At 57.1% G+C, this 25,915-nt stretch carries 17 protein-coding genes and 1 CRISPR repeat array (1 of these 18 running past the window's edge); all 17 genes read right to left on the reverse strand.

Going from position 1 to position 25,915, the window contains the following annotated elements; genetic code table 11:
- A CRISPR array of direct repeats spans positions 1 to 8,616; the repeat unit is 37 nt; unit sequence GTTTCAGTATCCACTAACGGATCGAGGGGGGTGCAAC (it extends 158 nt beyond the left edge of the window).
- 149 nt (positions 8,617 to 8,765) lie between these two features.
- Positions 8,766 to 9,377, reverse strand: a complete 612-nt coding sequence (cas4, locus tag ANT_RS14155) for a CRISPR-associated protein Cas4 (protein ID WP_013561210.1) — start codon at positions 9,375 to 9,377, stop codon at positions 8,766 to 8,768.
- A gap of 3 nt (positions 9,378 to 9,380) precedes the next feature.
- Positions 9,381 to 9,653 carry a CRISPR-associated endonuclease Cas2 gene (cas2, locus tag ANT_RS14160; RefSeq protein ID WP_013561211.1) on the reverse strand — a complete coding sequence of 91 codons (273 nt, stop codon included), beginning with the start codon at positions 9,651 to 9,653 and terminating at the stop codon, positions 9,381 to 9,383.
- Positions 9,654 to 9,663: 10 nt separating this feature from the next.
- Entirely contained in the window at positions 9,664 to 10,713 is a 1,050-nt protein-coding gene (gene cas1 / locus ANT_RS14165; RefSeq protein ID WP_013561212.1) for a CRISPR-associated endonuclease Cas1, read from the reverse strand.
- 12 nt (positions 10,714 to 10,725) lie between these two features.
- Positions 10,726 to 11,715, reverse strand: a complete 990-nt coding sequence (gene cas6 / locus ANT_RS14170) for a CRISPR system precrRNA processing endoribonuclease RAMP protein Cas6 (protein ID WP_013561213.1) — start codon at positions 11,713 to 11,715, stop codon at positions 10,726 to 10,728.
- Positions 11,715 to 14,117 (reverse strand): CRISPR-associated helicase Cas3', encoded by a 2,403-nt coding sequence (cas3, locus tag ANT_RS14175; RefSeq protein ID WP_155818167.1) that lies wholly within the window; start codon positions 14,115 to 14,117, stop codon positions 11,715 to 11,717. The genes cas6 and cas3 overlap by 1 nt, the downstream gene beginning before the upstream one ends.
- Positions 14,099 to 14,818, reverse strand: a complete 720-nt coding sequence (gene cas5 / locus ANT_RS14180; RefSeq protein ID WP_013561215.1) for a CRISPR-associated protein Cas5 — start codon at positions 14,816 to 14,818, stop codon at positions 14,099 to 14,101. Before cas5 ends, cas3 begins: the two co-directional genes overlap by 19 nt.
- A 14-nt stretch (positions 14,819 to 14,832) precedes the next feature.
- Complete coding sequence (cas7i, locus tag ANT_RS14185; RefSeq protein WP_013561216.1) at positions 14,833 to 15,912, reverse strand: type I-B CRISPR-associated protein Cas7/Cst2/DevR; 1,080 nt, start codon at positions 15,910 to 15,912, stop codon at positions 14,833 to 14,835.
- 21 nt (positions 15,913 to 15,933) lie between these two features.
- The gene (locus ANT_RS14190) at positions 15,934 to 17,403 is read right to left on the reverse strand and encodes a hypothetical protein (RefSeq protein WP_013561217.1); all 1,470 of its coding nucleotides are present in this window, start codon (positions 17,401 to 17,403) and stop codon (positions 15,934 to 15,936) included.
- Positions 17,404 to 17,429: 26 nt separating this feature from the next.
- On the reverse strand, positions 17,430 to 17,813 hold the full coding sequence (csx15, locus tag ANT_RS14195) for a CRISPR-associated protein Csx15 (protein WP_013561218.1): 384 nt from the start codon (positions 17,811 to 17,813) through the stop codon (positions 17,430 to 17,432).
- 9 nt (positions 17,814 to 17,822) lie between these two features.
- The gene (locus ANT_RS14200; RefSeq protein WP_172634633.1) at positions 17,823 to 18,728 is read right to left on the reverse strand and encodes a PDDEXK family nuclease; all 906 of its coding nucleotides are present in this window, start codon (positions 18,726 to 18,728) and stop codon (positions 17,823 to 17,825) included.
- Positions 18,729 to 18,735: 7 nt separating this feature from the next.
- Positions 18,736 to 19,665: a type III-B CRISPR module RAMP protein Cmr6 gene (cmr6, locus tag ANT_RS14205; RefSeq protein WP_013561220.1), complete on the reverse strand. Its 930-nt coding sequence runs from the start codon at positions 19,663 to 19,665 to the stop codon at positions 18,736 to 18,738.
- A gap of 3 nt (positions 19,666 to 19,668) precedes the next feature.
- A complete protein-coding gene (gene cmr5, locus ANT_RS14210) occupies positions 19,669 to 20,046 on the reverse strand; it encodes a type III-B CRISPR module-associated protein Cmr5 (RefSeq protein WP_013561221.1) in 378 nt (125 codons plus the stop codon).
- Positions 20,047 to 20,050: 4 nt separating this feature from the next.
- Positions 20,051 to 20,956, reverse strand: a complete 906-nt coding sequence (cmr4, locus tag ANT_RS14215) for a type III-B CRISPR module RAMP protein Cmr4 (RefSeq protein ID WP_013561222.1) — start codon at positions 20,954 to 20,956, stop codon at positions 20,051 to 20,053.
- Positions 20,957 to 20,985: 29 nt separating this feature from the next.
- A complete protein-coding gene (gene cmr3, locus ANT_RS14220; protein WP_013561223.1) occupies positions 20,986 to 22,065 on the reverse strand; it encodes a type III-B CRISPR module-associated protein Cmr3 in 1,080 nt (359 codons plus the stop codon).
- Positions 22,062 to 23,822: a type III-B CRISPR-associated protein Cas10/Cmr2 gene (gene cas10 / locus ANT_RS14225; protein ID WP_013561224.1), complete on the reverse strand. Its 1,761-nt coding sequence runs from the start codon at positions 23,820 to 23,822 to the stop codon at positions 22,062 to 22,064. The genes cmr3 and cas10 overlap by 4 nt, the downstream gene beginning before the upstream one ends.
- A complete protein-coding gene (gene cmr1, locus ANT_RS14230) occupies positions 23,819 to 24,751 on the reverse strand; it encodes a type III-B CRISPR module RAMP protein Cmr1 (protein WP_013561225.1) in 933 nt (310 codons plus the stop codon). Before cmr1 ends, cas10 begins: the two co-directional genes overlap by 4 nt.
- 97 nt (positions 24,752 to 24,848) lie before the next feature.
- Positions 24,849 to 25,706, reverse strand: coding sequence for a CRISPR-associated ring nuclease (locus ANT_RS14235; protein WP_013561226.1), 858 nt, complete (start codon positions 25,704 to 25,706; stop codon positions 24,849 to 24,851).
- Between the last annotated feature and the right edge of the window lie 209 nt (positions 25,707 to 25,915).

The following is a 25,915-nucleotide window of genomic DNA, read 5'->3' on the forward strand; positions in this document are numbered from 1 at the left end:
CCCGAACGGGGGGTATCCACTAACGGATCGAGGGGGGTGCAACCCCGGCGGGGGCGTGGATTGAAAGCGACAAAAAAAACGTTTCAGTATCCACTAACGGATCGAGGGGGGTGCAACCGACGGAACAAAGGAAATCCCTGCGGCGGAAATCAAGTTTCAGTATCCACTAACGGATCGAGGGGGGTGCAACGACTGAACCGATTTGCCATCGGCTCAGTCAGAATGCGTTTCAGTATCCACTAACGGATCGAGGGGGGTGCAACTCCCCCAGGCGTGCCACCTGGGGGGGGGCGTGACAAAGTTTCAGTATCCACTAACGGATCGAGGGGGGTGCAACGTTTGGCGGGGATTTCCTTCGCGCCATCGAGGACGAGTTTCAGTATCCACTAACGGATCGAGGGGGGTGCAACTATGTGTAAAAGAAAATCCACTGAGTAATCAACTCAGGTTTCAGTATCCACTAACGGATCGAGGGGGGTGCAACGCCGTAGTGGCGTGGGTGACAGCCGCCATTGAATTCGTACTGGTTTCAGTATCCACTAACGGATCGAGGGGGGTGCAACTGAGTGTGTGTTCCGTGTCTATCTCCCTTGAGCATGTTTCAGTATCCACTAACGGATCGAGGGGGGTGCAACAGCCTCCCGGCAATGGTAGCACAGCGCCTTTTCCTGTTTCAGTATCCACTAACGGATCGAGGGGGGTGCAACGGTTTGTATCCGCGCCAATCACAACTTGGAGTTCAGGTTTCAGTATCCACTAACGGATCGAGGGGGGTGCAACCCGTGACGACGATGCCGTCGTTTTCACTGAGCTGACCGTTTCAGTATCCACTAACGGATCGAGGGGGGTGCAACTCAACTCCTGTTTCGCAGTACTCAGCCGTTTTTTTTTGGTTTCAGTATCCACTAACGGATCGAGGGGGGTGCAACACAGGTAGGATTTCAAGCCCCTCACGCAGCAGAGGGTTTCAGTATCCACTAACGGATCGAGGGGGGTGCAACACCATGCCCTGATTGCATCAAAAAATCATCTTTCCGTTTCAGTATCCACTAACGGATCGAGGGGGGTGCAACGGAGACTAAGGCTGTCGACTGGGCATGGCATCTCAGCGTTTCAGTATCCACTAACGGATCGAGGGGGGTGCAACAAAGAGCTGCTGACCTGTATCGCGTTGAACAAGCGGTTTCAGTATCCACTAACGGATCGAGGGGGGTGCAACGCTTTGTGTTACCACTGCAGGGAGGCTCATTATGTGTTTCAGTATCCACTAACGGATCGAGGGGGGTGCAACGGTCAGAACAAAAGATGACCTGAAGAAAGCCGCTGTGTTTCAGTATCCACTAACGGATCGAGGGGGGTGCAACACATCACTGTTTCAATGCCCTCCCCCGCGTCGAGGGGGTTTCAGTATCCACTAACGGATCGAGGGGGGTGCAACCCAGCAATAAGAGTGGCACTTGTCGCACCAGCCGTCATGTTTCAGTATCCACTAACGGATCGAGGGGGGTGCAACCTGCGAGCGCAGGAGGACCTGTTGTACGCCAAAAAAGTTTCAGTATCCACTAACGGATCGAGGGGGGTGCAACGCAATTCCAATTGAGTTCAAATAGGAGGTGAATTAGTTTCAGTATCCACTAACGGATCGAGGGGGGTGCAACAAGTCGAGGGATTCCTGAGTGAAATCCCGCCAGTTCTTGGTTTCAGTATCCACTAACGGATCGAGGGGGGTGCAACTGATAAACAAGCAGAAGATTTACACTGTGACCGAGTGTTTCAGTATCCACTAACGGATCGAGGGGGGTGCAACGGAACTGCTGGAGGATGACGATGTCATCCTCTTGGAGTTTCAGTATCCACTAACGGATCGAGGGGGGTGCAACCTTGCCCTGGGCAAGCATGCCCTATTCGTGATTAGACCGTTTCAGTATCCACTAACGGATCGAGGGGGGTGCAACATTACGGTCGCACGGATTTCAGCAATCCGCGATGATGAGTTTCAGTATCCACTAACGGATCGAGGGGGGTGCAACCTGTGCTTTACCCTGACCGTTCATACACCTCGCCTGTTTCAGTATCCACTAACGGATCGAGGGGGGTGCAACTCTACAGCATCTGCGTAACGCAGCGAGACCTCCGGTGTTTCAGTATCCACTAACGGATCGAGGGGGGTGCAACTTTCCGTCATACTGGGGAAATCCTCCCCAGTATGAGTTTCAGTATCCACTAACGGATCGAGGGGGGTGCAACACAACGCCAGTTGTCCCTTCACTGGGACAACTGCAGGGTTTCAGTATCCACTAACGGATCGAGGGGGGTGCAACTGTGTTCCGTCAAATGGGGTAACTGCCTCCAGATAGAGTTTCAGTATCCACTAACGGATCGAGGGGGGTGCAACTTTTGTATCGCGCGCGCTTCAAGCTGTTGACCAACCGTTTCAGTATCCACTAACGGATCGAGGGGGGTGCAACAACGAAGAGAAGGAATATCACGATAAACATCATCAGTTTCAGTATCCACTAACGGATCGAGGGGGGTGCAACAGAATGCGCAGTACGTAGAGCAGGCGAAAGCTGCAATGTTTCAGTATCCACTAACGGATCGAGGGGGGTGCAACCGATGCGATGGCAGCGGGAGAATCAATCAAGCTCAAGGTTTCAGTATCCACTAACGGATCGAGGGGGGTGCAACCCAAGAGGTGGTCACTGTTTGCGGACGGGCCTAGGAGTTTCAGTATCCACTAACGGATCGAGGGGGGTGCAACGACGTAAGAGCGAAACGGGCTGGTACGAAGTAGAAGGTTTCAGTATCCACTAACGGATCGAGGGGGGTGCAACTGGAACGCTTCCAATCCTGGAGAGGGCTTGGCCCTCGTTTCAGTATCCACTAACGGATCGAGGGGGGTGCAACCCTGCGAGCGCAGGAGGACCTGCTGTCCAAAAAAGGTTTCAGTATCCACTAACGGATCGAGGGGGGTGCAACCAAGGTTACACAGTTGAAAAGAAAAAAGGAGGAAAAAGTTTCAGTATCCACTAACGGATCGAGGGGGGTGCAACAGCGGATATATCGGGGAGGGCGCGGCCCTGTCATTTGTGTTTCAGTATCCACTAACGGATCGAGGGGGGTGCAACATTCGCCGATGTTGATAAACCTGAAGGTACAAACTGGTTTCAGTATCCACTAACGGATCGAGGGGGGTGCAACTGGTACGAGGTTGCGGAAGACCAGCAGGAAGACCAGCGTTTCAGTATCCACTAACGGATCGAGGGGGGTGCAACATTGGGATCAGTGCAGATGTCTATAGACCTCTACGTGTTTCAGTATCCACTAACGGATCGAGGGGGGTGCAACAGGTGGCTCATAAGACACGTATTATCAAATCTTTAGAGTTTCAGTATCCACTAACGGATCGAGGGGGGTGCAACATGAAAGAGTTAAGTACTGAAGTTGTTCCTGAATTGTTTCAGTATCCACTAACGGATCGAGGGGGGTGCAACCCCATGATCTACTGCTCGCCGCGAATCATCAAAGAGGTTTCAGTATCCACTAACGGATCGAGGGGGGTGCAACTTGACGCGCGTTGACAACTCCGCAATCTGACGTTGCGTTTCAGTATCCACTAACGGATCGAGGGGGGTGCAACACTGGTACATCTGGCAGAAGACCAACACAACGAACGTTTCAGTATCCACTAACGGATCGAGGGGGGTGCAACTCAGACATGAGAATTTAGGTGGTACTGTGGTCGCTGTTTCAGTATCCACTAACGGATCGAGGGGGGTGCAACCATATAACCCAAAGCATGGTAACAAAGTCGAGGTGAGTTTCAGTATCCACTAACGGATCGAGGGGGGTGCAACGTTTTTTCAGAAACATCCCCCTTACCGTGTCGAGGGTTTCAGTATCCACTAACGGATCGAGGGGGGTGCAACTGTCGTTGCAGTGAGAGATTAGAGACGCGCTCTTCCGCGTTTCAGTATCCACTAACGGATCGAGGGGGGTGCAACCACCGGGATTGATCATGAAAGACGATTACAACAATATGTTTCAGTATCCACTAACGGATCGAGGGGGGTGCAACAAGCTCCTCTCGCAGGAGAATTTCGGTAGCACTGAGTTTCAGTATCCACTAACGGATCGAGGGGGGTGCAACCCGGTATTTGCGGTGCGAAAGCACGAGCACCAGTCTGTTTCAGTATCCACTAACGGATCGAGGGGGGTGCAACGGAGCATTTCGGCGCTACAGAAGGCCGTGAGCTGAAAGGTTTCAGTATCCACTAACGGATCGAGGGGGGTGCAACAGCCGATAGGCACTTTTTTGAATTTGATATCCTCAGTTTCAGTATCCACTAACGGATCGAGGGGGGTGCAACAGCCAATCTGGTAAAGACGCTGTCTACCAGAGTGAGTTTCAGTATCCACTAACGGATCGAGGGGGGTGCAACGCAAAGCGGCTTTGTGGAATTCTCTGCGCTCAGAGAGGTTTCAGTATCCACTAACGGATCGAGGGGGGTGCAACAAGGAAATCAAAAAATTTGCCCGTGACTACAATGAGGGTTTCAGTATCCACTAACGGATCGAGGGGGGTGCAACCTGCCCATGCCCGACGACGCAGTCGTCGTCCTTGACGTTTCAGTATCCACTAACGGATCGAGGGGGGTGCAACAGGTCTGGGGCGTTTATGACCGTCTTGACCCTGGAGGTTTCAGTATCCACTAACGGATCGAGGGGGGTGCAACCTTACTGGTATGCGCAGTCGCCGCTGGTTACCTTCGGTTTCAGTATCCACTAACGGATCGAGGGGGGTGCAACAAAAGGCGGGATGAAAACCCGCCTGGATAGTGGAAGTTTCAGTATCCACTAACGGATCGAGGGGGGTGCAACTAATCCACATCCCCAGGTTCGAAGCAAACACCTTATGTTTCAGTATCCACTAACGGATCGAGGGGGGTGCAACAGCGCGCGTTTTTCCGCAGGTACTTTGCCTACACCCGTTTCAGTATCCACTAACGGATCGAGGGGGGTGCAACTTTTAGGGTCGGCAGTGTCCGGCTCGTCGAGAAAGAGTTTCAGTATCCACTAACGGATCGAGGGGGGTGCAACGCCCGGCAAAGCGAGTGACGCTAATTTCCGTAATGGTTTCAGTATCCACTAACGGATCGAGGGGGGTGCAACGAAAGGGGCGCCCCGTGTTCATCGCTGGAACCCTCAAGTTTCAGTATCCACTAACGGATCGAGGGGGGTGCAACAATGCCCATTCTTTTTCTTCCTCAACGTAAGCCAGCAAGTTTCAGTATCCACTAACGGATCGAGGGGGGTGCAACCTTGTGTAATGGTAAGGGATGTAATCGGGGCAATCAAAAGTTTCAGTATCCACTAACGGATCGAGGGGGGTGCAACTAAGCCGGTCAAGGCGAAAATCACTGAGGGTTTATGGGTTTCAGTATCCACTAACGGATCGAGGGGGGTGCAACTGTCGAGGTCGGAACTCTGGACGATGTGCGACGATGTTTCAGTATCCACTAACGGATCGAGGGGGGTGCAACGGTTCGGGACCGGGTTCATGCTGATGCGTCCTCGATGTTTCAGTATCCACTAACGGATCGAGGGGGGTGCAACAGGTCCCGCCGAATCCGGCTTGACGTTTCTTGATGATGTTTCAGTATCCACTAACGGATCGAGGGGGGTGCAACCTGCAGCAGTTCCAAATCCAGAACTGCTGCTAGCAAGTGTTTCAGTATCCACTAACGGATCGAGGGGGGTGCAACGCGGCAAGGAAGTTGCCGTCATACTTTGAGGAATAGTTTCAGTATCCACTAACGGATCGAGGGGGGTGCAACGTCGTGATTTTGGACGGTATCGAGGTCGGCACGGTGTTTCAGTATCCACTAACGGATCGAGGGGGGTGCAACCCATGTCAGGTACCGTAGTACACAAAACTGAAATTGTTTCAGTATCCACTAACGGATCGAGGGGGGTGCAACAGTGTAGGGCGCCCTCACTCATTCTGACATGTCTTGGTTTCAGTATCCACTAACGGATCGAGGGGGGTGCAACGGCTTACGCTTATGCGTCAACAGTGTCCGTTCCGTTGTTTCAGTATCCACTAACGGATCGAGGGGGGTGCAACTGAAATCGTTAATTTGATGAGAATCAACAAAACAATGTTTCAGTATCCACTAACGGATCGAGGGGGGTGCAACTAGATAATTACGTAGGCTGGCAACTCTGGCGGAATAGTTTCAGTATCCACTAACGGATCGAGGGGGGTGCAACCTTGAAAGGCTTCAGTCAGTACGGGATCGAACTGACGTTTCAGTATCCACTAACGGATCGAGGGGGGTGCAACGACGGCATAGAGGATGATTCTGCCGTAATTAGAAAAAGTTTCAGTATCCACTAACGGATCGAGGGGGGTGCAACCCAGAGGGGTCGACAACGTTATTACAGACTCTTCAAGTTTCAGTATCCACTAACGGATCGAGGGGGATGCAACACTGAGCTCGCTCTCCGGAACACCGAATTTAGCACTGTTTCAGTATCCACTAACGGATCGAGGGGGATGCAACGGGTAATAGAGAGGATTGCCCTTAATCTCGAATATCGTTTCAGTATCCACTAACGGATCGAGGGGGATGCAACCGTAGGGGGTATCGTGTATTACAAGTTGTTGAGGATGGTTTCAGTATCCACTAACGGATCGAGGGGGATGCAACGTGAAACGTATCGGGTTTGATTTACCTGTTTTCGGTGTTTCAGTATCCACTAACGGATCGAGGGGGATGCAACTGCCTCAGCAATGGTGCGACTACGATGCCGAGAAGGTTTCAGTATCCACTAACGGATCGAGGGGGATGCAACTACAAATCCGTCAAGAATTTGACTTCATCGCACAGGTGTTTCAGTATCCACTAACGGATCGAGGGGGATGCAACTCCTGGCGATTTTCAAAGACGAAGCCGAGTGCCGCGGTTTCAGTATCCACTAACGGATCGAGGGGGATGCAACGGGAACAAGGAACGCGAAACTGCGTACAAATTTCTGAGTTTCAGTATCCACTAACGGATCGAGGGGGATGCAACTCCAAAAAAACAGCAATTGCTACCGTGAAAGTTAAAGGTTTCAGTATCCACTAACGGATCGAGGGGGATGCAACCTGATGGGACTTCCTGGCATCGGACTGGAGCGGGCGGTTTCAGTATCCACTAACGGATCGAGGGGGATGCAACGTCGCAGCACTAGTAAAACTCGGCGAAGCGTTCGCCGCGGGTTTCAGTATCCACTAACGGATCGAGGGGGATGCAACTCGTCCCCAAAACACTTGACAATTAGTACCGTATGGTTTCAGTATCCACTAACGGATCGAGGGGGATGCAACACGGTTGCCACAGAGCAACCGCATGCAAGTTGCTGTTTCAGTATCCACTAACGGATCGAGGGGGATGCAACAATGGGCATCAATTGTCCTGCCCAGCATCCGCGATCTGTTTCAGTATCCACTAACGGATCGAGGGGGATGCAACGCCAACGCCTTTTTCAAGTACGCAGAACCACGATGGTTTCAGTATCCACTAACGGATCGAGGGGGATGCAACGTCAGCACCTTAAAAATCTGATAGACTAGAAAGGAGTTTCAGTATCCACTAACGGATCGAGGGGGATGCAACCCTGTCCAGAGAGTCGAGCATCCAGCACCTCGCGAAGTTTCAGTATCCACTAACGGATCGAGGGGGATGCAACATATTGTTGCTTCCGCCGCCAGCGCCCTCGGACGTCTGTTTCAGTATCCACTAACGGATCGAGGGGGATGCAACAGAGATTGCCCCCCTACCAGAAGAGGGGGAAAGATGTTTCAGTATCCACTAACGGATCGAGGGGGATGCAACTTGGCCTTCCTGGTCGGTGACGGCAACACTAAACGTCGTTTCAGTATCCACTAACGGATCGAGGGGGATGCAACTGCTTACCTACTTCTTCACGCCTGTCCCACGAGAGTAGTTTCAGTATCCACTAACGGATCGAGGGGGATGCAACGTTCCTCCGCTACCCGAACACGTGGAACCCAAAACAGTTTCAGTATCCACTAACGGATCGAGGGGGATGCAACCTCGGCGGAGGGCGCGCGGTTTACACTGGACCAATGTTTCAGTATCCACTAACGGATCGAGGGGGATGCAACTGGAGTGGCTCTATGGCGAGTATGACGCTATACAGAGTTTCAGTATCCACTAACGGATCGAGGGGGATGCAACGAGATTACTCCCTTCTCGCAAATTTTCGAGATTAAGTTTCAGTATCCACTAACGGATCGAGGGGGATGCAACATCGGAGGTCCACCCTGTCAGGCGCACAGCCGTTTAGGTTTCAGTATCCACTAACGGATCGAGGGGGATGCAACGAATTTGCGCGGTGTGTAGAGGAAGCCCAACCCGAAGTTTCAGTATCCACTAACGGATCGAGGGGGATGCAACTACCCCAATATCGCTTACCCACGAGCGGGCGAACTTTGGTTTCAGTATCCACTAACGGATCGAGGGGGATGCAACCAAATCGCACCTTCAAAAAGACCTGTGTTGGAAAAAGTTTCAGTATCCACTAACGGATCGAGGGGGATGCAACCGCATTTTCTGCGTCCATTATACCCTATTTGTGGGGGAAAAGCATATGGTTCCCCCACATTTCTGGCATTTTTTCTGTTTTCATTTTTTCCTATTTCGCAAATCAATTTTTGCTTAAAAAACTGGGGGATTTGCGAAAAATTCCGGTGATCACACCACATCATTGCAAAATCGGCGAAACTCACACCCCAAACAGCGCATGCGCTGGGATGTGGGTTCGGGCATTTGCTCGCTCTCCAACATGGCTTTCATGGCTTGCAGGGCGTCTTCCACCTTGCGGCGCAGGGCAGGGGTAAACGGCACTTCCACCACCCTGCGCAGGGGAATTTCCACCAGGTACCCCCGTGGAGCAGGCCGGCCGCTCAACTCTTCCAGCAGGAGTCCATACGCCATCAGCTGCATCTGCACGTGTTCACCGCTCTTAAAAGACAGTTTGAAATCTACCGGTATCACTTCTCCCGGCGGGGGAGCGTCCACCCAAACCACCAGATCCACCAGCCCGCGCAGTCCCCAGCGGCTGGAACGCACGGCTACGTTGAACTCCCGCCGTCCTTCCACCAGACGGTACGACTTCAGCGAACGGCGCAGTTCCCGGCCTTCTTCGCCTTCCCCCGCCTCTTTGCCGGCGTCCATCAGGTAGGTGCGCGGGCGCACATCCGGCAAACACACCAGGAAGTACAGCAGGCGATGGCAGTACACCCACTGCTTCAGGTCGGTGACGCGGAAAGGGTACTCGTAAATCTCTTCGGTGGGGTCCAGCATGGTTCACCCTTTATCGGGCTGGTCAATGACGCGGCGTTTTTTCCAGTCATCGGCGCAAATGGGCAGAAGTTGCACGTTGCCGGGACTTTTGCCCAGTATGCGGCGAATTTTGGTGAAGAGTTCCTGCTGTTTGGCAGGGATGAGCCAGCCCACAAAGGCGCTGTACTGAATGCGATCCAGCCCGTAATCCAGGCAGACATCGGCAATTTTGGTGCGCTTGCGGTCGTCCACAATGTCATAGACCAGAATCAGGTTAGGCGTCTTCTCTACACTCATCGCTCCCCCCTTACCAGGGCAATTGAGAAGGCACATAGGCGGCGCGCTCGCCGCGCAGGAAGGTCGCCATGTGGCGGGCTTGCATCTGGATAATGCCGCGGATGGGGTAACGCTTGCCCTCAAAGGGGATGGGGGTATCCAGACGCTCGAGCACTTTTTCGGCAATCATCCGGCGGGTATCCTGGGTGAGCAGATTCTTTTCATCCTGTTCAAAGTCCACACTGTGGTTGGCAAGCCCAATGATGGTGCGATCCACCACTGTGGGGCGAAACTCCTCAATGAAATCCAGCGTCAGGCTGGGCTTGCCAGGGCGGTCCACGTGTAAAAAGCCGGCGTACGGATCTAACCCCGCCAGAACGATTGCCCGCTCCACCTGACCGTAGAGGATGCCGTAGCCATAGTTAAGCGCGGCGTTGAGCGGGTCGGCGGCGCCGCGCCCCACCCGCCCGGGGAAGTTGTATTTTTCAGGCACGGTAAGGGCAATGGCTTCCCAGTAGTGGCGGGCGGCGCGCCCTTCCAGCGCCATCATGACTTCGCGCAGGTCTTCAATGCTCCAGGTTCCCTGTTGAAATGCTTCGGCACTGCGCAGGCGTTCCAGTTCGCGGTACACTTCCAGCACTTCGGCAGAGCGGCGGCGCAGTTCCTCGTACAGCGCCGGGGCGCTTTCTTTGCGGTACTTGCTCATGTAGCGCAGGAAATTGGACTGGTTTTGAATTTTGCCCAGCGCCAGAGCCAGGGCAAGTTCCAAACCGCGGCGGTCGCGGTAGGCTTCCAGTTGGGCGCGGCGGGTGGCAACCGTACCGGTCAGCCCGGCGCTGTAGAGGCTGGCGTACGGCTCGCCGATGGAACTGATGAAAAAGATGGGGATGCCGCGTTCGGTGCAGACCTGAACGGCATCGGCACTGATGCTGACACCCAGGTTGGCAATCACCACCGATTCAAGGTGCAGTAAAGGCGCCTGCAGGCGCTTTTCTTCGCCTTTGAAGACAATCAGGCGCTCGCTGTGCTTGCCGATGAACGTGCCGTACTCGTCCACAATCAGGTGCTGGATGATTGCCATGGGATGTTCCTTTTAGAAAGACAACCGCAGAACGCCGTTGCCTTTGACGGTATCCTTGCCCACCTGCACGGCTTCACCCCACACCAGCCAGGGGAGCAATTCGCGCCACACCCACCGCGGGGCGGCAAAGCGGGCAGAGCCCACCCAGCCGCTGATCCACGTCTGCGTGCCGGTGCGGCTGGAGCCGCTGGAAACTTCCACCCAGCGGGTATCCTGCTCGATCAGGCGCACCTGCAGGGCAAGTTGACTGAAATGGATGCGCTCTTCATGGGCGCGGCGCGGGGCACCGGCAAACTGCTGAGCCAGTTCATCCACGCGCTCCAGCAGGCGGGCAAAGAGGATGGCAAAGTCGGGAGTTTTGACCAGGCGTTCGTTCCAGACGAGGCGCATGGGGGTCAGGAAGCGCATGCGCAGTTCCAGGATTTGCTGAGGATCGCCCTCGGGGAGCAACCCGGCGGCGCGGGCAAGGACATCGCAATGAGACTGCATGGAGAAGTTGGGGCGCAGGACAGTCTCGCCTTCATCCAGAATGATCTCTTCTGCGCCGTTCAGGCGTTCGGCAACGATGCGGCGCAGGGTAAAGCGTCCCCGTCCGGCGCCCACGCCCACACGCCCCATCTCTGGCACTGCCAGCACAAAGTAAGGCAGGAAGCGCTGGGCTTCGCCCACCAGGGTCAGATGAAAGGCAAAGCGCTCGCCGGCGGGCAGGAAAGACGGAGCATTGAGCGGGGGGGTGAGGACGTAGCCGCGGCGCTCCACGCCGGGGCTTTCATTGGCGGCAACCAGCCAGCACACCGGGCAGGTGGCTGTGTGTGCAGGGTCGGGGGCGTAGGGGGCACTGCCAGCCAGCGCGGGAACGCTGTAGGGGCAGGCCGCCCGGCGCATGATGTTGACCAGTGCGCCGCGCAGGTTACTGCCGGCGCGGTATTCGCCAAAGCGCAGGGCATCTTCGGCAAGGCACTCAAAACGCAAACGGGTAAAGGTGAGGGGAAAGTCTGCCATTAATCGGAGTCCTCCAGAATTTGGGTGTCGGGTTTCACGTCCAGGTTCAAGCCCCATTCGTCATCGTAAGGCACAGAAACCACATCGGGGAAGTCGCGATCTCCTTTGTGGAGCAGTCCGCGCTGGGCAAGCATGGCCCGCAAACCCCACGAGAGCGGCACCAGCAGGCTGTCGGCTTCGAGGGCACGCTCGCTGTCGCGCAGTTCCAGGTATTCGTCGTACAGGTCTTCGGGGAGAACCTCGGTGCTGTCAAACAGGCGGTGAAATTGTTCTGCCAGTTGCGGGTTGGAGCGGAAAGGCTGAAGCACCTGCAAGAAACTGCGTTCAAAATCGGCGCGGGCGCTCTCAAAGGTGTTTTGCCAGGATGCCAGTACCTCGCCGGTATAAACGGCATCCAGCCATTGAGGCAGAGCGCGCTCATCCAGCGCCACGCCCTTCCCGCGGGAAGCGCTGAAGCGTTCTTCCAGCACGTCCAGCGTGCGGGTCACCTGTTCGATGGGGCGGTAAACACGGCGGAAAACCTCATCCATCCCGCGAAAGACCACCACCGGCGAGAGTTCCCGCCTGCCCAGACGGTTGACGCGCCCAATGCGCTGGAGCAGGGCTTCCAGCGGCGCCGGGTCGGAGAAGAGCACATCCAGGTCGAGGTTCAGGCTGACTTCCACCACCTGGGTAGCCACCACCATCAGCGGACGATGCTCCGCCGGGTTCAACCCCGCCGCCTGAAGCATTTCGCGTTCCTTGCGGGCGCGGTCGCGCCCGGTAAAGCGCCCGTGAAGCAGGAAAAGCGGAATTTCCGGGGGGAGATGCTCGCGCATCCACAGCCAGGCTTGCTGAGCGCGGCGTACGGTGTTGCACACCACCAGCACCCGCCGTCCCTGCCGGGCTTCTTCCAGCGCCCAACGCAGGTTGCCTTCCTCCAGCAGATCACCCTCCGCCAGAAAGAGGCGGTGGCGGCGCAGGCGCGCCAGCAAACGCTGAGAGGCATGGATGGGCGTCACCTGTTCCAGCGTCTCTTCCAGCACGGCGCGGATGGGAGTCGGTAACGTTGCCGACATGACCAGAAAGCGCGCTCCATAGGCACGCGCCAGAAAGCCCATGGTTGCCACAATCATCGCCAGGCGCGCCGGTTCGTAAGCGTGAATTTCGTCAAAGACAAAGGCGCCTTCGGTAAAATCGCTCAGCAGGGCTTCATGCCCTTTGAGTTGAAAAGCGGCTTTGAGCAGTTGATAGGGACTGAAGACGCGCGCCGGGTAGTACGCCAGCCCGGAGCGGTTGTGAAGCAGGCGCGCCAGCCTGGCGGCTTCCTGAGGGGCATACGACTGCTCCATCAGACGCTGAAACTGCGCCATGGTACTGCGTCCGTGCAACAGTCCCACCTGCCCGGGGAAGATGCGCGCCAGACGGTCGAACATGGCGTTCATGCTGGCTTGATAGGGCAGGGTGTAGAAGAGGCGCGGCAGGCGCTGATTCACCGCCCAAAGCATGGCGGCTTCGGTCTTGCCGGTGCCGGTAGGCGCCAGCAGAATGGCATGTCCGCAGGTGTGGGCGGCGGCGCGCTGATGCGCGTACAGTCTCCGGTAAGGCAAAGCCAGCGAGTGCAGGACAGCCTCCGCAGAAAGTTGGGGTTGCGGCAAAGCCCCCCAGCCCGCCGAAGCCAGATGATCGGACTGCAGAAGCAAGCCGCGCAGGAAAATGCCAGGGCGCAGGGTTTCAACAGAGGGCGGTTCATCCTCCCAGGCGTGCAGGAATCGCTCCAAACGATGCAGGTGGCGGCGCGCCGCCTGCGGAGTTAAACCGTTCAGGGCTTGTTCCAGCGGCGGCAGGGCCGGGCAGGTGACCCCCAGAGGGCGCATTTCCAGCGCGTCCAGCCAGGGGGCGGCGCAGGTTTCCAGCCAGCGGTAGAGCGCAGTGGCATCCTCGCGGGAAAGTTCCCCCAGCATGGCGGTCAGCGGGTCAAGGTCGGCTTCCTGTTCCTCCAGGTAACCTTCGATTTCATCAAAATCCTTGTGGTGGGTGGCAATAGCCGATGCCAGAAAGGCAGTTTCTTCGGCGGAAAGACCGGCGGTGACCCAATCCACAAACGCCAGGGAGAGCACCTCATGGCGAAACTGCCAGCGGCGTTCTTTGCCGCGCAAGAGGCGCTGAAAGCCCTGCGCGGCTTTGCCCCAATCGTGTAAAAACACCGCCCAGAAAAGCAAGTGCCACAGGCGCGGCTGTCGGCTGAGGGCGGGCAAATCGGGGCGCTGATGCGCCAGATCGCTCAGACGCATCAGCGCTTCCCAGGTATGTTCTGCCAGCGTTTGCGCCTGCCTGCCGGGAGCAAGCGGGCTTTTTGCCCACAGGTGGCTTAAGCCTTCGGGAACACAGGGCATCTCCATGTTCATACCCACGAAAGCCACACCACGCCGGGGTACTCCCCATCCAGCGGGGGTTCAGCGGGGTCTGCCCACCAGGGCTCCAGCGCAGGCTGACCGGTGTAACGGGTAAACTCGCGGGTGCGCACCCGGCGGTGCAGGACAATGTAGCGCTCAAACGCCGGGTAGCGGCGGCGATGATAATCCAGCCAGCGGGGCATCAGCACGGCTTGGCCGGCGGCAGTATAGGCCGCATATTCATAGGGCAAGAGGGTATGCTCCAGCACCACCTGCTCGGCGGGCTGAAGTTCCACCACCTCCACCCTGCGGTAGGTAAACAGGTCCTGCGAGCGCCCCAGGCACACCGCGTAGCGCGGGTGCCGGAAGGCTTCCAGCCACTCGGGGCGGTTGAGGTAGAGGGTCAGGCGCGGGAAGTAGAGAATCTCGCGCTGAAAGGGGTTAGGGTTGCCTTCCAGCGCCTTCGGCAGGGATTTGTCGCCGGGCATCTTCCCATTGGCAGGGGTGAGCAGATAAGTAGTCTCGACATCGGCTTGCTTGCGGCGGAATTCGAAACGCACGGCAAAACGCACCCCCTGCGGGTCGAACCACTCGCCCAAAGCACTGGCAACGTGCCCGTACAGGGTAGCAGGCGGGGGCATTTCAAAAGTCGGCTGAACGCCCATCATGAAGTGAGGGTAACGAAAGGAAGCGGTCAGCCCTTCGGCAACAATTTTGAGTGCGCGCATGGTGCACCCCCCGTTTACTGCATCCAGTCCGGGTGTGCCTCCAACTCTTGCGCCAGCCGCTGGCAGGCTTCGCGCGGGTGGATGAGGTGAATGCGGTCGTTCCAATCGCCCAGCATACCGCCTTCGCCCAGAGCGGTTTCCAGTTTCTCACGCTCGGCATCCAGATAGCCGCGCACCCAACCGATGTACACATCGGAGAGCAAATCTTCGCGGTTAACATCCAGGGCTTCCCGCAGGGCAGGCAGGTTCAGCACCGGGCGTTCGCCCTGCGCGCCGATGATATGCCCGAAAATGTGGTTGCCGCCGCGGGTCACCGCCAGCACCAGGATATCGGGGCTGACATCGGTATAGTGCAGTGCCTGCTTGGCACCCCCGCTCAGTTCCGCCAGTCCTTCCAGCAGGGCGCGCACGCGGGCAATGCGCTCTTTAAGCGGCAGGCGGTAGGCTTTTTCCTGCTCCAGATGCTCCAGCCCCTTTGCCTTTGCCAGTTTACAGCGTTCCTCATCCAGATTTTGATAGCCGGTGCGCTGGACGTAGGTAAAGGTGCCGGCGGCATGTAAATCCAGCGAAAGAAGCCCCTGCAGAGTGGCGCGGTAGAACTGATGCCCGTGCAGGACGGGGTCGCCTTCCTGGCGCGACATGGTGCCGAAATCTTCCACCAGGCGCACCGGCGCAATGGAAACCAGCGTGCTGACGCGGAAGGGCGAGACGCGGGTCACCGTGTCGGCAGTGGGGGTGGCTTCGGCTACCAGACCGCTGGATTCGCGAGCATTGGCGGCTTCGGTTTTCTTCGAGGGGGCGCGCATGTAGCCGAACAGGTCATCATCCCAGTAAAGAATGGGGTTGGCATCGGTGTAGGCAATCTTGGTTTCGCGGAAGACCGGCGCGGCTTTCCAGCCCCAGTTGCCCTGTTCCAGGGTGGTGCGCAGCCAGTAGCGGAAGGCTTGCGCCGAGACATAGGGGTAGTTGCCCTCGCGGGTGGGGATATGCTTCACCCCAACCACATTTTCAGTCATGCTTCCGGGCAGGTTGCCCAGATTGTTCAACGCAGACGCAGGCGCGTCAATCAACAGTAAACCGGTGACAAAAGACATGGATCCCTCCTTGAAATAAACTTACAGTGTTTCTTCTTCAGGTGCGGTTTCGGGCAGTTCTCCGGCGTGGGCTTGCAACCAGCCCTTCTGATACAACTGCTCGAGCAGGCGGATGAGCACCAGGTCGCGCCCCAAACGCCAGTCGGCATTGGGAACGCCCTCGGACTGCTCAAAGATGGCGAGGAACTGATCGAGGGTGATGAGCGGCTTGCGCCCGGCGCGCACTTCGGCGGCAGAAGCGCGGAGAAGCACGGCGCGCAGTTCGCCGTAATTGCGCGCCATCCAGAAATTGTTAAACACACCGCGGTCGTTGCGGTCGAGAATGTACTGTGCCAGGGCATCACCCAGTTCACGGATGGATTGGACACGGGAATCTTCCATAAGCATCACCTTCCTGAGAAAGAGTTCGGTTAATCGCCACGAAATCAAATCCACTTCGCGGCGGGTGTCGTAAGTCAGCGTGGGGTCCTGTTTATCGGCTGTCTGACGCGAGGGCTTGCGCAGGAAATACAGGCGGATGAAGCGCGGCGCCCCCTCAGGCAGGGTGAAGAGGTCTTCGAAGAGGCGGTTATAGCGCGGGGTTTCGCCCTCTTTGCGGGTCAACTGCCAGCCGCGGGCGGCGAGGGCTTCCCATTCCGGTTTGAGCAGGTCATTGTGCAGGACCGCCCGCAGAAAACCGCCTACTTCCAGCGGCAGGGGGTAAATATCCAGTTCGGCGCCCTGCCCGCTGTTGGTAAAGTAGTAGCCGGTCAGGGTGGGCGGAAGCCCGCCGTTTTCCTCTTGCTGACGCCCGCGCGCCTTTTCGGCTTCGAACAGATGCTCGATCAGCACCGTGCGGGCACGGTGCGGGCTGGTATCGGGCAGTTTTTTCTCACCGCCCGCGCGTGCCGCCGTCACCCCCTGCAAATTAGCCGTGAGGAAGGTTTTGGCAAAGGCAAGCAAGAGGTTGGGATCGTCACTGTGCACCGCCAGCAGTTTGCCGCTCACCTTGGCACAGCCCATGGGGAGCATTTGAAACGCCAGCAGGCTGATGCCCGAAAGAGGGATGCCGGCTTCGCCGTAGGGGTGGAAGTTAATCACATCCACACCGGTGAGCAGAGGCACATGCTGGCGGTAGGTGCGCCCGGGGGGCATATTCCCATCGGGGTTAAGCGCCAAAGCCGTTGCCGGCAAACCGGTGAGGGGGTCGCGCTCCTCTCCGGCAGGCGCGGCAAAAGCCCCGGAAACAATTTCGGCGTATCTGCGGCGCTTTTCGGGTTGCTTCTCAAAAGCAGGATTGGTAAACCCCGAATTGGGAAAAGCCACATTGAGGAACGATTTCAGCGGGTCCACAATGTAGTTTTCGCGAATATACCGCGCCGCGTTTTCCAGGTCTTCGCCGGTCAGTTGGGTGGGGCGGGTCTTCCCGGCAAAAGCCGTCAGCGTTGCCAGCCCCACATCCAACAGGGGGTGACCTGTGTAATCGGGGGGAGAAAAGGGCAGTTCAGACATAGGCATCCCTCCATCAAGGGACAAATTTACGCCCTGCGGCGGCGGGCGGCGTCGCGCTGAAGTTGCAGGTTGAGCACTTCGGCAACCTCAAAGCGCGGCGGGATGGCGCCGTTGACCGGGCGCAGGCGCACACACGCCGGGAAGTAGCCCATCCTGCCGTGCAGTTCGGCAACGAGCAGGACGGCGCTGAAGTTGAGCGAGGGCGGGTTGACAATGATGGGGGCGTTCTGCCATTCCTCCAGCGTCAGTCCGGCCTGGTCCACCATGGCAGTCACCTGGGGAGCCAGGGGCTGATCAGGTTCAATCTGGCTGTGCACCTCGACCACGCGCTCAATGGGCGCGCCGAGCAGGGCTTGCAATTGCGCCATCTGGTCGTTGGAGAGGGGATGCGAGAAGTTGACCAGAATCATACGGTACTCCTAATGGGTAGGCAGAATGTTGGAAACCCTGGTAAGCAGATTTTGAGAGTCGGTCTGGCTGAGCGGTCTGCCGGAGCGGTACTCTTTGAGTTCAATCACTTCCACCCGCAGGGCAGATGCCAGGGATTTGTAACGAACCTCCATAGAGGCTTGGGTCACCATGAAACGCGCGGCATAAGTACCCAGGTACTCGCGGGCGGCGATGGTGGTTAACTGGTCCACCGCTTTCTTGCCGCTTCCTTCGCCGCCGGTTTTGATTTCAAAGATGCCCACCTGATTGCCGCAGCGTACCAGCAGGTCTATTTCCGCCTGATCTTTCACCCCATCGGGCACCACACTTTGTTTGATCTCGTCCACGTGCGGTTTCAGGGCTTGCGCAACGGCATCTTCCAGCGCCTTTCCGGCAGTTTCCCTGGTGTTGTGATGATATCCATCCAGGTGGGCTTTGAGATAATCGTCCAGAGTGATCAGCCCGGGCAGTTCACGAGGGTAGCCCTCTTCCAGACACAGTTGACCCTGTTCGTTAAAGCAATAGCGGTACAACATGCTCTTTTGATCGCGTCCGCGCGGCCCTTCGGTCTGGTAATAGACCACCGGATAATGGCGCTGGCGCGCCAGTTCAAAAGCTGCCAGCGCCATTGGTTTGGTGCCGCCGGTGACATTGACCACCACTTCGTCCCCAGGCTCGCCCATCTCGCGGCGGTATGCGTCCAGAATGCGGGCAATCTGGTAACCATCGCCTACGGAGAAGAGGCGGGTATTGCCGATCAGCCCTGCCAGCCGCTGGGCGCTCTTCCGCGAGGCATCCAGCGAGGTATGGGCAATGAGAGTCTGCGCTGGTTGGAGGAAACGCGCCGGTAACAGGTTGGGGATGGGTTGTTCACCCGCAAGGCAGAGCAGAATCATGGCCACCTCATCTGAAATATCCATAGCCTGCGCTGGTCTTGGCGCCGGCGCCCAGGTCGCGCAAGCCGTTCTTCAGCCAGGTACAGGCTTGTTCCAGCAGGTCTGCCCGGGGGGCACCGCGCCGCCATGCTACAGCAAAGGCAAATTCTTTATCCTTGGGCACCGCCAGGAAGGTGATGGGCTTGGGGTTGTGCCAGTCGCCGGGGGGTTCTTTGTCCTGGTAATAGGGAGCGTAATGCGGGTTCATGATATCGATATCCAGCGGGAACGCTGAGGTGGGTATGGCGTCAAAGAACACCGCACCGCCCGCCTGGTCCAGCGTGCCAAACACCAGGCGGATAGTCTTTGCCAGTTCCCTTGCCTCGGGCGAGGGCTTAAACCGCTCAAAGGCTTTGTCAAACTCTTCGTCTTCTTTGGAAAGCGTCTGGTCCAGGTCGTTTAATTTTCCTTCGCCCAGGGCTAAGAGCGCCGCCAGTTCAAACAGCGCCCAGGTGCGGGCAATGCCCTTGACACTGCTGGCTGGCAGGTAAGGGAAACCGTAGCGGTGGAAGCCAAAGCCAATCTCCAGTGCGGTTTTGCGTCCCAGCCCGGGGATGAAACGCCAATCGGTCTTGAGCGTGAAGGTTCTGGCTTTGCAGGCTCCCGTCAGCGCCTGCCAGCGTGCATACACAGCCTTGAGCGCGGCTGAGTCGGGGGCGGTTTTGGCGCGTTCCAAGACTTGCTTGCGCCGATTCTCTTTATCAGCCCCCATGTAAGGGATAAAGCGCTCGAAAATCAGCCCGGGGTTACTGATTGAGATGCTCTTGAAGACCGCTACCGCATCTTTGGGCAACGGATATTCCAATTCCTGCGAAGAAGCCGGGGTTCCCCCTTTGCCCTGCTGTCCGCCGGAGCGGTTGGGGGGTCCGCCATGTTTTTGGGGAGCATTCGGGCTCATGACTCACTCCTTCAATTCGGCCTCAGCAAAGCGTTTGTACCAGTTGAGGTACGCCAGAGCTTCCGCCGTCGCCTGGCGGTACTGCAAACTATCTGCCGTGGTGGCAATCCATTCCAGCAGGTCACGGTTTTCGTCAATGTGCAACTGCTTTTTCAACCAACCGGAAAGAGCATGGTACAGCGCCAGATGATGCTCTTCATTTTTGGCTTTCCAGAATGCCAGGGTTTGCCCCAAGCCATTGCTTTGAATGCTGGCAGGGGCACTGCGCGCAAGGCTCTTTAACTCCTTGTCTTTCTTTCCCTTTGCTTTTACGACTGCATCATAAGCATGGCTGGCGCGTTCCTGCTCCAGCAACCGTTGTTTGGAGATTGTCTCAGCCATGGCATTACCCTCCGTACACTTTCACTGCCACCCAACCCTGACCGGTGGTCTCATCGCCACCCAACTGGATGTGTCCGTCCTGCAGGAAATCAAATTCCTTAAGGACGGCATCGGCGTTTTTGCTGTCCTTGCCGTTGCGCACATCCATCGCCATCAATGGGGCGTAGAGCAAACTGTCGGCAGGCAGGCTCTCTGCCGTCCACAGCGCCCCTTCGGCAACGGTTTTCTTGTCGGGGTCAATGCGGATGTGCGTCTGCACCTCCGTGCCGTAAAGGCAGAAATCGCGGAAGGCGTCTTCATGCAGGATGCACAGACGCGCGGGCAAAGTATCGCGCCAGTACTGGAAAGCCGCTCCCTGGGGCAAGGCATGCTCTGCCAGCCACTTCGCAATGGCATCCACTTCGGCTTTCGGTTGGGCATTGAAACTGAATTCTTCCAGTACCACTTTCCCCTGTGCCGACACCTGCGGTTTACTGCCCACCCAGGCAGTGTTCGTATCGGGCATTCCCTGGGGCAACGTCCAAGAGATGGGCTGTCCCACCAGGTCAGCGGCGCGGCGGAAGGACTCCAGCGCGTGCAGGCTGGTCACCCAGGCAAACACACCCGCCAGCGAGCGCACCGGGAAAAGCAGAATGCGCGCATCTCCGGCAGACACTGCGCCTGCCCAGTTATCTCCGGTACCGCCGGCTTTACCAAACACGGCTTCCACCTCCGGGGAATTATCCTTAATACCATGCTTCTGACAAAACTCCGCCCGCAGAGCGCCTTTCAGGCTGGAAGCCTGCACCATGGGGTACTGCGTCACCCGTTCGCGCTGGATGGGCAAATCCACATTGGCGCTGGCGCGCCCGGCACCCACGTGCAGGGGTGTTTCGACATAGAAGAAGAGCAAACGTCTGGCTTTAAACATGGTTTTTTCCTCCCAAAAATCAAATGGTCTTATGCTGATTCCGGTTTCCACGAAGCAATCATCACCTGCCCGAAGCCCAGAGCCGCCCCGTCCTCGGTGATGACTTGCTGAGACAACTGCACCCCTCCCGCATGGGAGAAGTAATACACACTACCGGCAGGCACGAACCGCCGCGCGGGTTTCTGCTCTTTTTTCAGCAGGTCGTACCCGCCCAGCACCTGATAGCGCGAGAGCGCCACGGCTTCCAGCCTCACCTCGCCGGTAAAGAAAGCCTGCCAGGAAGCCGGTTTCCATCCCTGCGAGAAGTACGCCGGGGTGGCAAAGTACACCTTGAAGAAGCGCGGCAGTTCGCCGGTATATCCCCACGAGAGTGGGGTAAACTCCCCTTCCTTCAGGGTGGTGTAGCGCAGGGCGCGTCCCTCACCGCCTGCACGCATCACCCCCTGAGGCGGGAAGTCGGGATAGCCTTCAAGAATCTCCACCACCAGCCCAGCATCCTCACGCAAGCGGATAAACTCCACCTCATAGAGCATCCCCTCAACGGTGGAAAGGCGTTGCGGGTCGGTCTGAATGCCCAGGCGCCGCTCGGTCACATACAGGTCGGTGGCTTTGACGGGGGCAACCTCCCTCCCCTGTTCCAGATACTCCAGCAAGGCTTTCTCGCTGAGATATTCGCCCGGCGCGCTTTTGGTGATGATGTTGTTTGGTCTCTGCAGGAGATAAGGGAGGGTTGCGCCATCCCACACACATCCGCCGGGGTTCTTTGCCGCTTTCATGGGAACAACCCGCTCGGCTTTCTCGTCCACCGGATAGGCATCGGCGGGGGTGGGTAAGTAGCGCACCACCCTGCCGTTCTCCCGCCAGGCAAGGAAGGGACCGCGCAGGCGCAGTCCTTTGGGATTGGCTGAATCGCCGACCAATGCCTGAATGGCTTGCGAATCGTTCAACGAAATATTTTTATGGGCAAGGTAATGCGAGCGGAGCACCCCCTGCATCACCGAGGGCGGCGGCGGGAAGAGGCTGCGCGCCTCGTGATCGCTCTTGGCGTTAAAGGGACGCCCATCGCGAAAGAGCAGGACATCTTCGGCTTGCATGAACAGGATACTCATTCTGCACCTCCAGAAGCGAGGAACCGGGCAATGATCAGCCAGCGGGCAATTTCACCCATTGCGGATACTCCGGTTTTCTCCTCAATGGCTTTGTGCCATTCAGTTAATGTCTTCAACAATTCATGTTTGCGATCCTTTGAGACTTTCTCCCCTGTGTGGCGATTGAAAAGATACTGCAATATACTTGTCTTTACTTTTTCTTGTTGCAATCCCTGAAGCATGGCAGTTTCGCGCGCCAACAGGTAAGGGAAGACCGCAGCAACTTCATCGTTTTGGAAAGCCCGCACCCACTCCGCTACCTGTGCCACATGCTCCCACGGACTGAGGGCAGAGAGCGCCTCGCCGCCGCGTTTGGCAAGGGTGACGCATACCATGCCCTTGTTGCCCAGGGCATCCTTTTTGCCTGCTTGCTTGGCGCTCCTTTCGGCTTCGCGCATCAGGCTCAGTGCGCGGGCAAGCGGGGTCAAATGGTGGGCTATCACCACCCCGGCCGAGGCGGTTGCTAGAATACCCAAATCCTTGCCCACCGTGTTCTGATATTCCTCCGCCAGCCGGCGGGCAAGTTCCAGTCCTTTTTCACGGGAAGCCAGGAAAAGCACATCATCCCCGCCGTTGTAGATCAGGAAACCACCTTCCTCAGGCTTCACAATTTCCTGTACTTTTTTGGAGAAAACGGCAATGTTCTCGCTGAAGCAGCGGTGATTTGCCTCTGCCTTCTCTTTACCTTGCAGTAGGTAGTCAATCTTCAGTCCTACGCCGTCGCCGTCAAACTGAATCAGCATGTAGTAGGGCGAGGGAGATTTTTGAGTTTTCCTGATAAGTTTTTTGAGCAGTTCACGCAACTGCTGAAGTGCGGTCTCATCCACCTCAACGTTGTAACTGTCCTTCATGCGCTGGCGGGTGAGGGTCTCCTCGAAGAACAGGTCGCCGTCGTAGGGAAAAACCGCATCCTGCTTGCGGGCTTTATAGAGCGGCAGAGATTCCAGTGCCTGGCGGTAGCGGCTCAACTCATCCGGGGCTTTCTCCTGCGCTTCCAGATAAAAATCCCACGCCGCCAGCGTGCTGGTGGAAGGAAACTCACGCTTCGGGTCTTCCCCTTCCCAAAAGCGTTTGACCAGAGCAATGCTGTCGAGCAGTTCGCGCCCCTCAGAGCGCACCTGCGAGGGCAAGATATGATGCTTCTTCGACATGGCTTCCCAGTACTTGCGGGCAGAGCCATATTTTTGTGTACGCAAAGCGGTGCGAGCGCCGCTCAAACTGTCCTTTTCTCCCTCTTCCTCACACTGGTCGAAGAGACGACTGCGCTTGGCGCGCTCCAGCAGGTCGCGGGCGGTCTCATAAGCCTGAGCATAGTTATCAGTTTCCGGCGTCACCGCCCAGAAAATTTGCCAGGGCGGGGTATCTACAACCTGGCGCTTCCAGATGCGCTCCCAAAGGTCATCCTCTTCCAGACGGGCTTCGGCGCGGGCTTTTTCGGCAATCTCCTGCCATTCCTTCAGCAGGGCTTGCCGTGCCTTTTGGGCAATTTCCTGCGCCTGCTCCTGGGATACACGAGCGACCAGCACGTTAGGGGCATCATGCTTTTGCAGATTTGCAGGGTAAATCAGCGTTCCTGCTGATTTTTTAATTGCCTCCCCTGCCGCCCAAGCCAGCCGGGAGAGAATGGCACTGCCGTTGAACAGGTCCTCACTGCGCCGTGCCTCGGCAATGAAGGACTGCACCGGCGAAAAGGTGAAAATTAACACGGCCTTCGTCATAGGTTCCACCCCTTTATTTGAATCTTCTGCCCGCCCAACGACTGGAGCAATTGCGAAACCTTTTGATAATCTTGCCTCCCAGATGCCAGGCGAGAGGGCAGGACTGTGAGCAACAGATGATAGGCTTGAGAAGCATAAAGAATGTTCACCCACAAAGGCGAACCCTGGCGGGGGGAGATTCCCCCCAGGTAATCTGCTTTGGGCATTTTGCGCATCACCGCCGCCATAGCATCCTGAGGTGTCCTTGCCCAGTCCTTAACGAAGTGGATTTCCGCCCCCTGGGCAAAACAGGCAAATTTGGCAGGCGAAGACGGCAAAGAAGAGACCACAGGAACGCCATATTTTTCTGCCAGAGTTTTTCCTCTCTCCAATGCTGAGCGAATTATCACACTCACCAACTTCTGAAGTTTCTCCGGATCATCTGGAAAGACAGGGACAAGCGAAGAATCCGTGCTCCCAACCACCCTTAAACTTCCCGCCCCTCTCCTGGAGCGCAGTCCCAAACCTCCCAACCAGACGGCAAGATTGAAAGACATGCAAGCATTAACCCACACCAGAGGATCTACCGGGCGCGTGGTCCCCAAGATCACCTCAAATTGCTGTTTGGGGTTGAAAGCGCGGCGGCTTCCTGAAGGTGTTTTATGGGGCAGAATAGGGTATGAAGCGGATGGAAGAGCCTTTTGCCGCACCTGAATGGCAATGGGTGAACCGTACTCCGCATCCCCAAACACCTCGCGCTCCAACTGTCTCAGCCCATCCAGGTTGCTGTCCCCAATCACCCCGCCGAGGGCGGCGCGGAACCAGTAGCGCATGGCGCCGCGAAACGCCGGCGGGCGCAGTTCCGGCTCGCCCCGCGGATCGGCGCCCCCCAGAAAGAGCGGGGTCACCGTTTCCAATTGCACCCTCACCTGTTGTTTCCAGTCGGTCATATCCTCTCCTTTCTTCCGAACAACCCGGTTTCAAGGCTACATCGGTTATCTCACCCTGTCATCACAGGGATCTCCTATTTTCAATAGGAATTTCTTCCTATGTATCCCCTTTGGAAAACAAAGAGGCAAACTCGGCGATGAACGCCGCGCGGCTGGCGCCCGTCTTCCCCGTATGGACGCCGCGCCAGGCATCAAAGGCGCGATAGACGCGCGTTAACTGGTTGGCGACGGTATGCTCGCTCTTGTGCAACCGCCGGGCGATTTCGGCATTGTCCAGACCTTCGCGCACCAGCAGTTCCGCCACTTCGCGCAGAGCCGGCGTCAGGTGATGCTCCCAGAACTCCCGCCGCCGCCGCATCACCTCCTGCAGGGTGAACTCCTGCTGACGGCGCAGGGCTTCCCAGGGATCGTCCACCTCGGCAAGCAGAACCCGCACGGTAGCGGCATCGCTCCAGCGCACCACCGGCACCGCCACCACCTGATAGCGGTCCAGCGGTGCGGCGTGCATGCGCCGCTCGGTACCCGACCAGTGCATCTCGGAAATCATGTGCCAGGCGCGGTCATTCTCATCGAAGAGCAACTGCGCCGCCACCATGGCATACACCGCCATCGTCTTTCTCCCCCCCGTCAGGCTCAAATGCACGGGACGCCCGGCACGCTTCACCCGCCGAATGGCACGGTACACCGCTCGCAGAAATGCCCAGGTCTCCTTCTCTGAGGCAATGTCCAGAATTGCGCCCTCTTCCCCCTGCACGGCTTCGGCGCGGTACTGGATGGTCGGGTAGGTTTGGGAAAACTCGCTTTGCAGTTTTTCCAGAGCAGGTTCAATCACCCTAGCAGAGGTATGCAATACCAGCACTTCATCAATGGCAAAGCCCCGCGCCAGCAACCAGTCCAGCATCCAGGTCACGCCCTGCGGTTCAGTCCCCAATGTGGCGATGAGTGTTGCGTTCATTCTCTGTGTTATTCACCCGATTACCAGGCCTGAGGTTCTGACTTTTCCCCCAGAAGGCAGAACTCACACGGTAAATTTATTGTATATCAGAATTTACCAACCGCACCGCATTCCATCCGATGAAAATATCTTATTTAAACATCTTCTGCATTATCAGATCAAGCCTCCAAAAAAAGACGGGATACCTTCTGGAATCCCGCCTCCCATAG

The organism is Anaerolinea thermophila UNI-1, assembly GCF_000199675.1.
GTDB lineage: Bacteria > Chloroflexota > Anaerolineae > Anaerolineales > Anaerolineaceae > Anaerolinea > Anaerolinea thermophila.

Excerpts from the sequence above, each read along its gene's own strand:
- cas4 (WP_013561210.1), bottom strand. The coding sequence starts at position 9,377 with ATGCTGGACCCCACCGAAGAGATTTACGAGTACCCTTTCCGCGTCACC.
- cas2 (WP_013561211.1), bottom strand. The coding sequence starts at position 9,653 with ATGAGTGTAGAGAAGACGCCTAACCTGATTCTGGTCTATGACATTGTG.
- cas1 (WP_013561212.1), bottom strand. The coding sequence starts at position 10,713 with ATGGCAATCATCCAGCACCTGATTGTGGACGAGTACGGCACGTTCATC.
- cas6 (WP_013561213.1), bottom strand. The coding sequence starts at position 11,715 with ATGGCAGACTTTCCCCTCACCTTTACCCGTTTGCGTTTTGAGTGCCTT.
- cas5 (WP_013561215.1), bottom strand. The coding sequence starts at position 14,818 with ATGCGCGCACTCAAAATTGTTGCCGAAGGGCTGACCGCTTCCTTTCGT.
- cas7i (WP_013561216.1), bottom strand. The coding sequence starts at position 15,912 with ATGTCTTTTGTCACCGGTTTACTGTTGATTGACGCGCCTGCGTCTGCG.
- ANT_RS14190 (WP_013561217.1), bottom strand. The coding sequence starts at position 17,403 with ATGTCTGAACTGCCCTTTTCTCCCCCCGATTACACAGGTCACCCCCTG.
- csx15 (WP_013561218.1), bottom strand. The coding sequence starts at position 17,813 with ATGATTCTGGTCAACTTCTCGCATCCCCTCTCCAACGACCAGATGGCG.
- ANT_RS14200 (WP_172634633.1), bottom strand. The coding sequence starts at position 18,728 with ATGATTCTGCTCTGCCTTGCGGGTGAACAACCCATCCCCAACCTGTTA.
- cmr6 (WP_013561220.1), bottom strand. The coding sequence starts at position 19,665 with ATGAGCCCGAATGCTCCCCAAAAACATGGCGGACCCCCCAACCGCTCC.
- cmr5 (WP_013561221.1), bottom strand. The coding sequence starts at position 20,046 with ATGGCTGAGACAATCTCCAAACAACGGTTGCTGGAGCAGGAACGCGCC.
- cmr4 (WP_013561222.1), bottom strand. The coding sequence starts at position 20,956 with ATGTTTAAAGCCAGACGTTTGCTCTTCTTCTATGTCGAAACACCCCTG.
- cmr3 (WP_013561223.1), bottom strand. The coding sequence starts at position 22,065 with ATGAGTATCCTGTTCATGCAAGCCGAAGATGTCCTGCTCTTTCGCGAT.
- cas10 (WP_013561224.1), bottom strand. The coding sequence starts at position 23,822 with ATGACGAAGGCCGTGTTAATTTTCACCTTTTCGCCGGTGCAGTCCTTC.
- cmr1 (WP_013561225.1), bottom strand. The coding sequence starts at position 24,751 with ATGACCGACTGGAAACAACAGGTGAGGGTGCAATTGGAAACGGTGACC.
- ANT_RS14235 (WP_013561226.1), bottom strand. The coding sequence starts at position 25,706 with ATGAACGCAACACTCATCGCCACATTGGGGACTGAACCGCAGGGCGTG.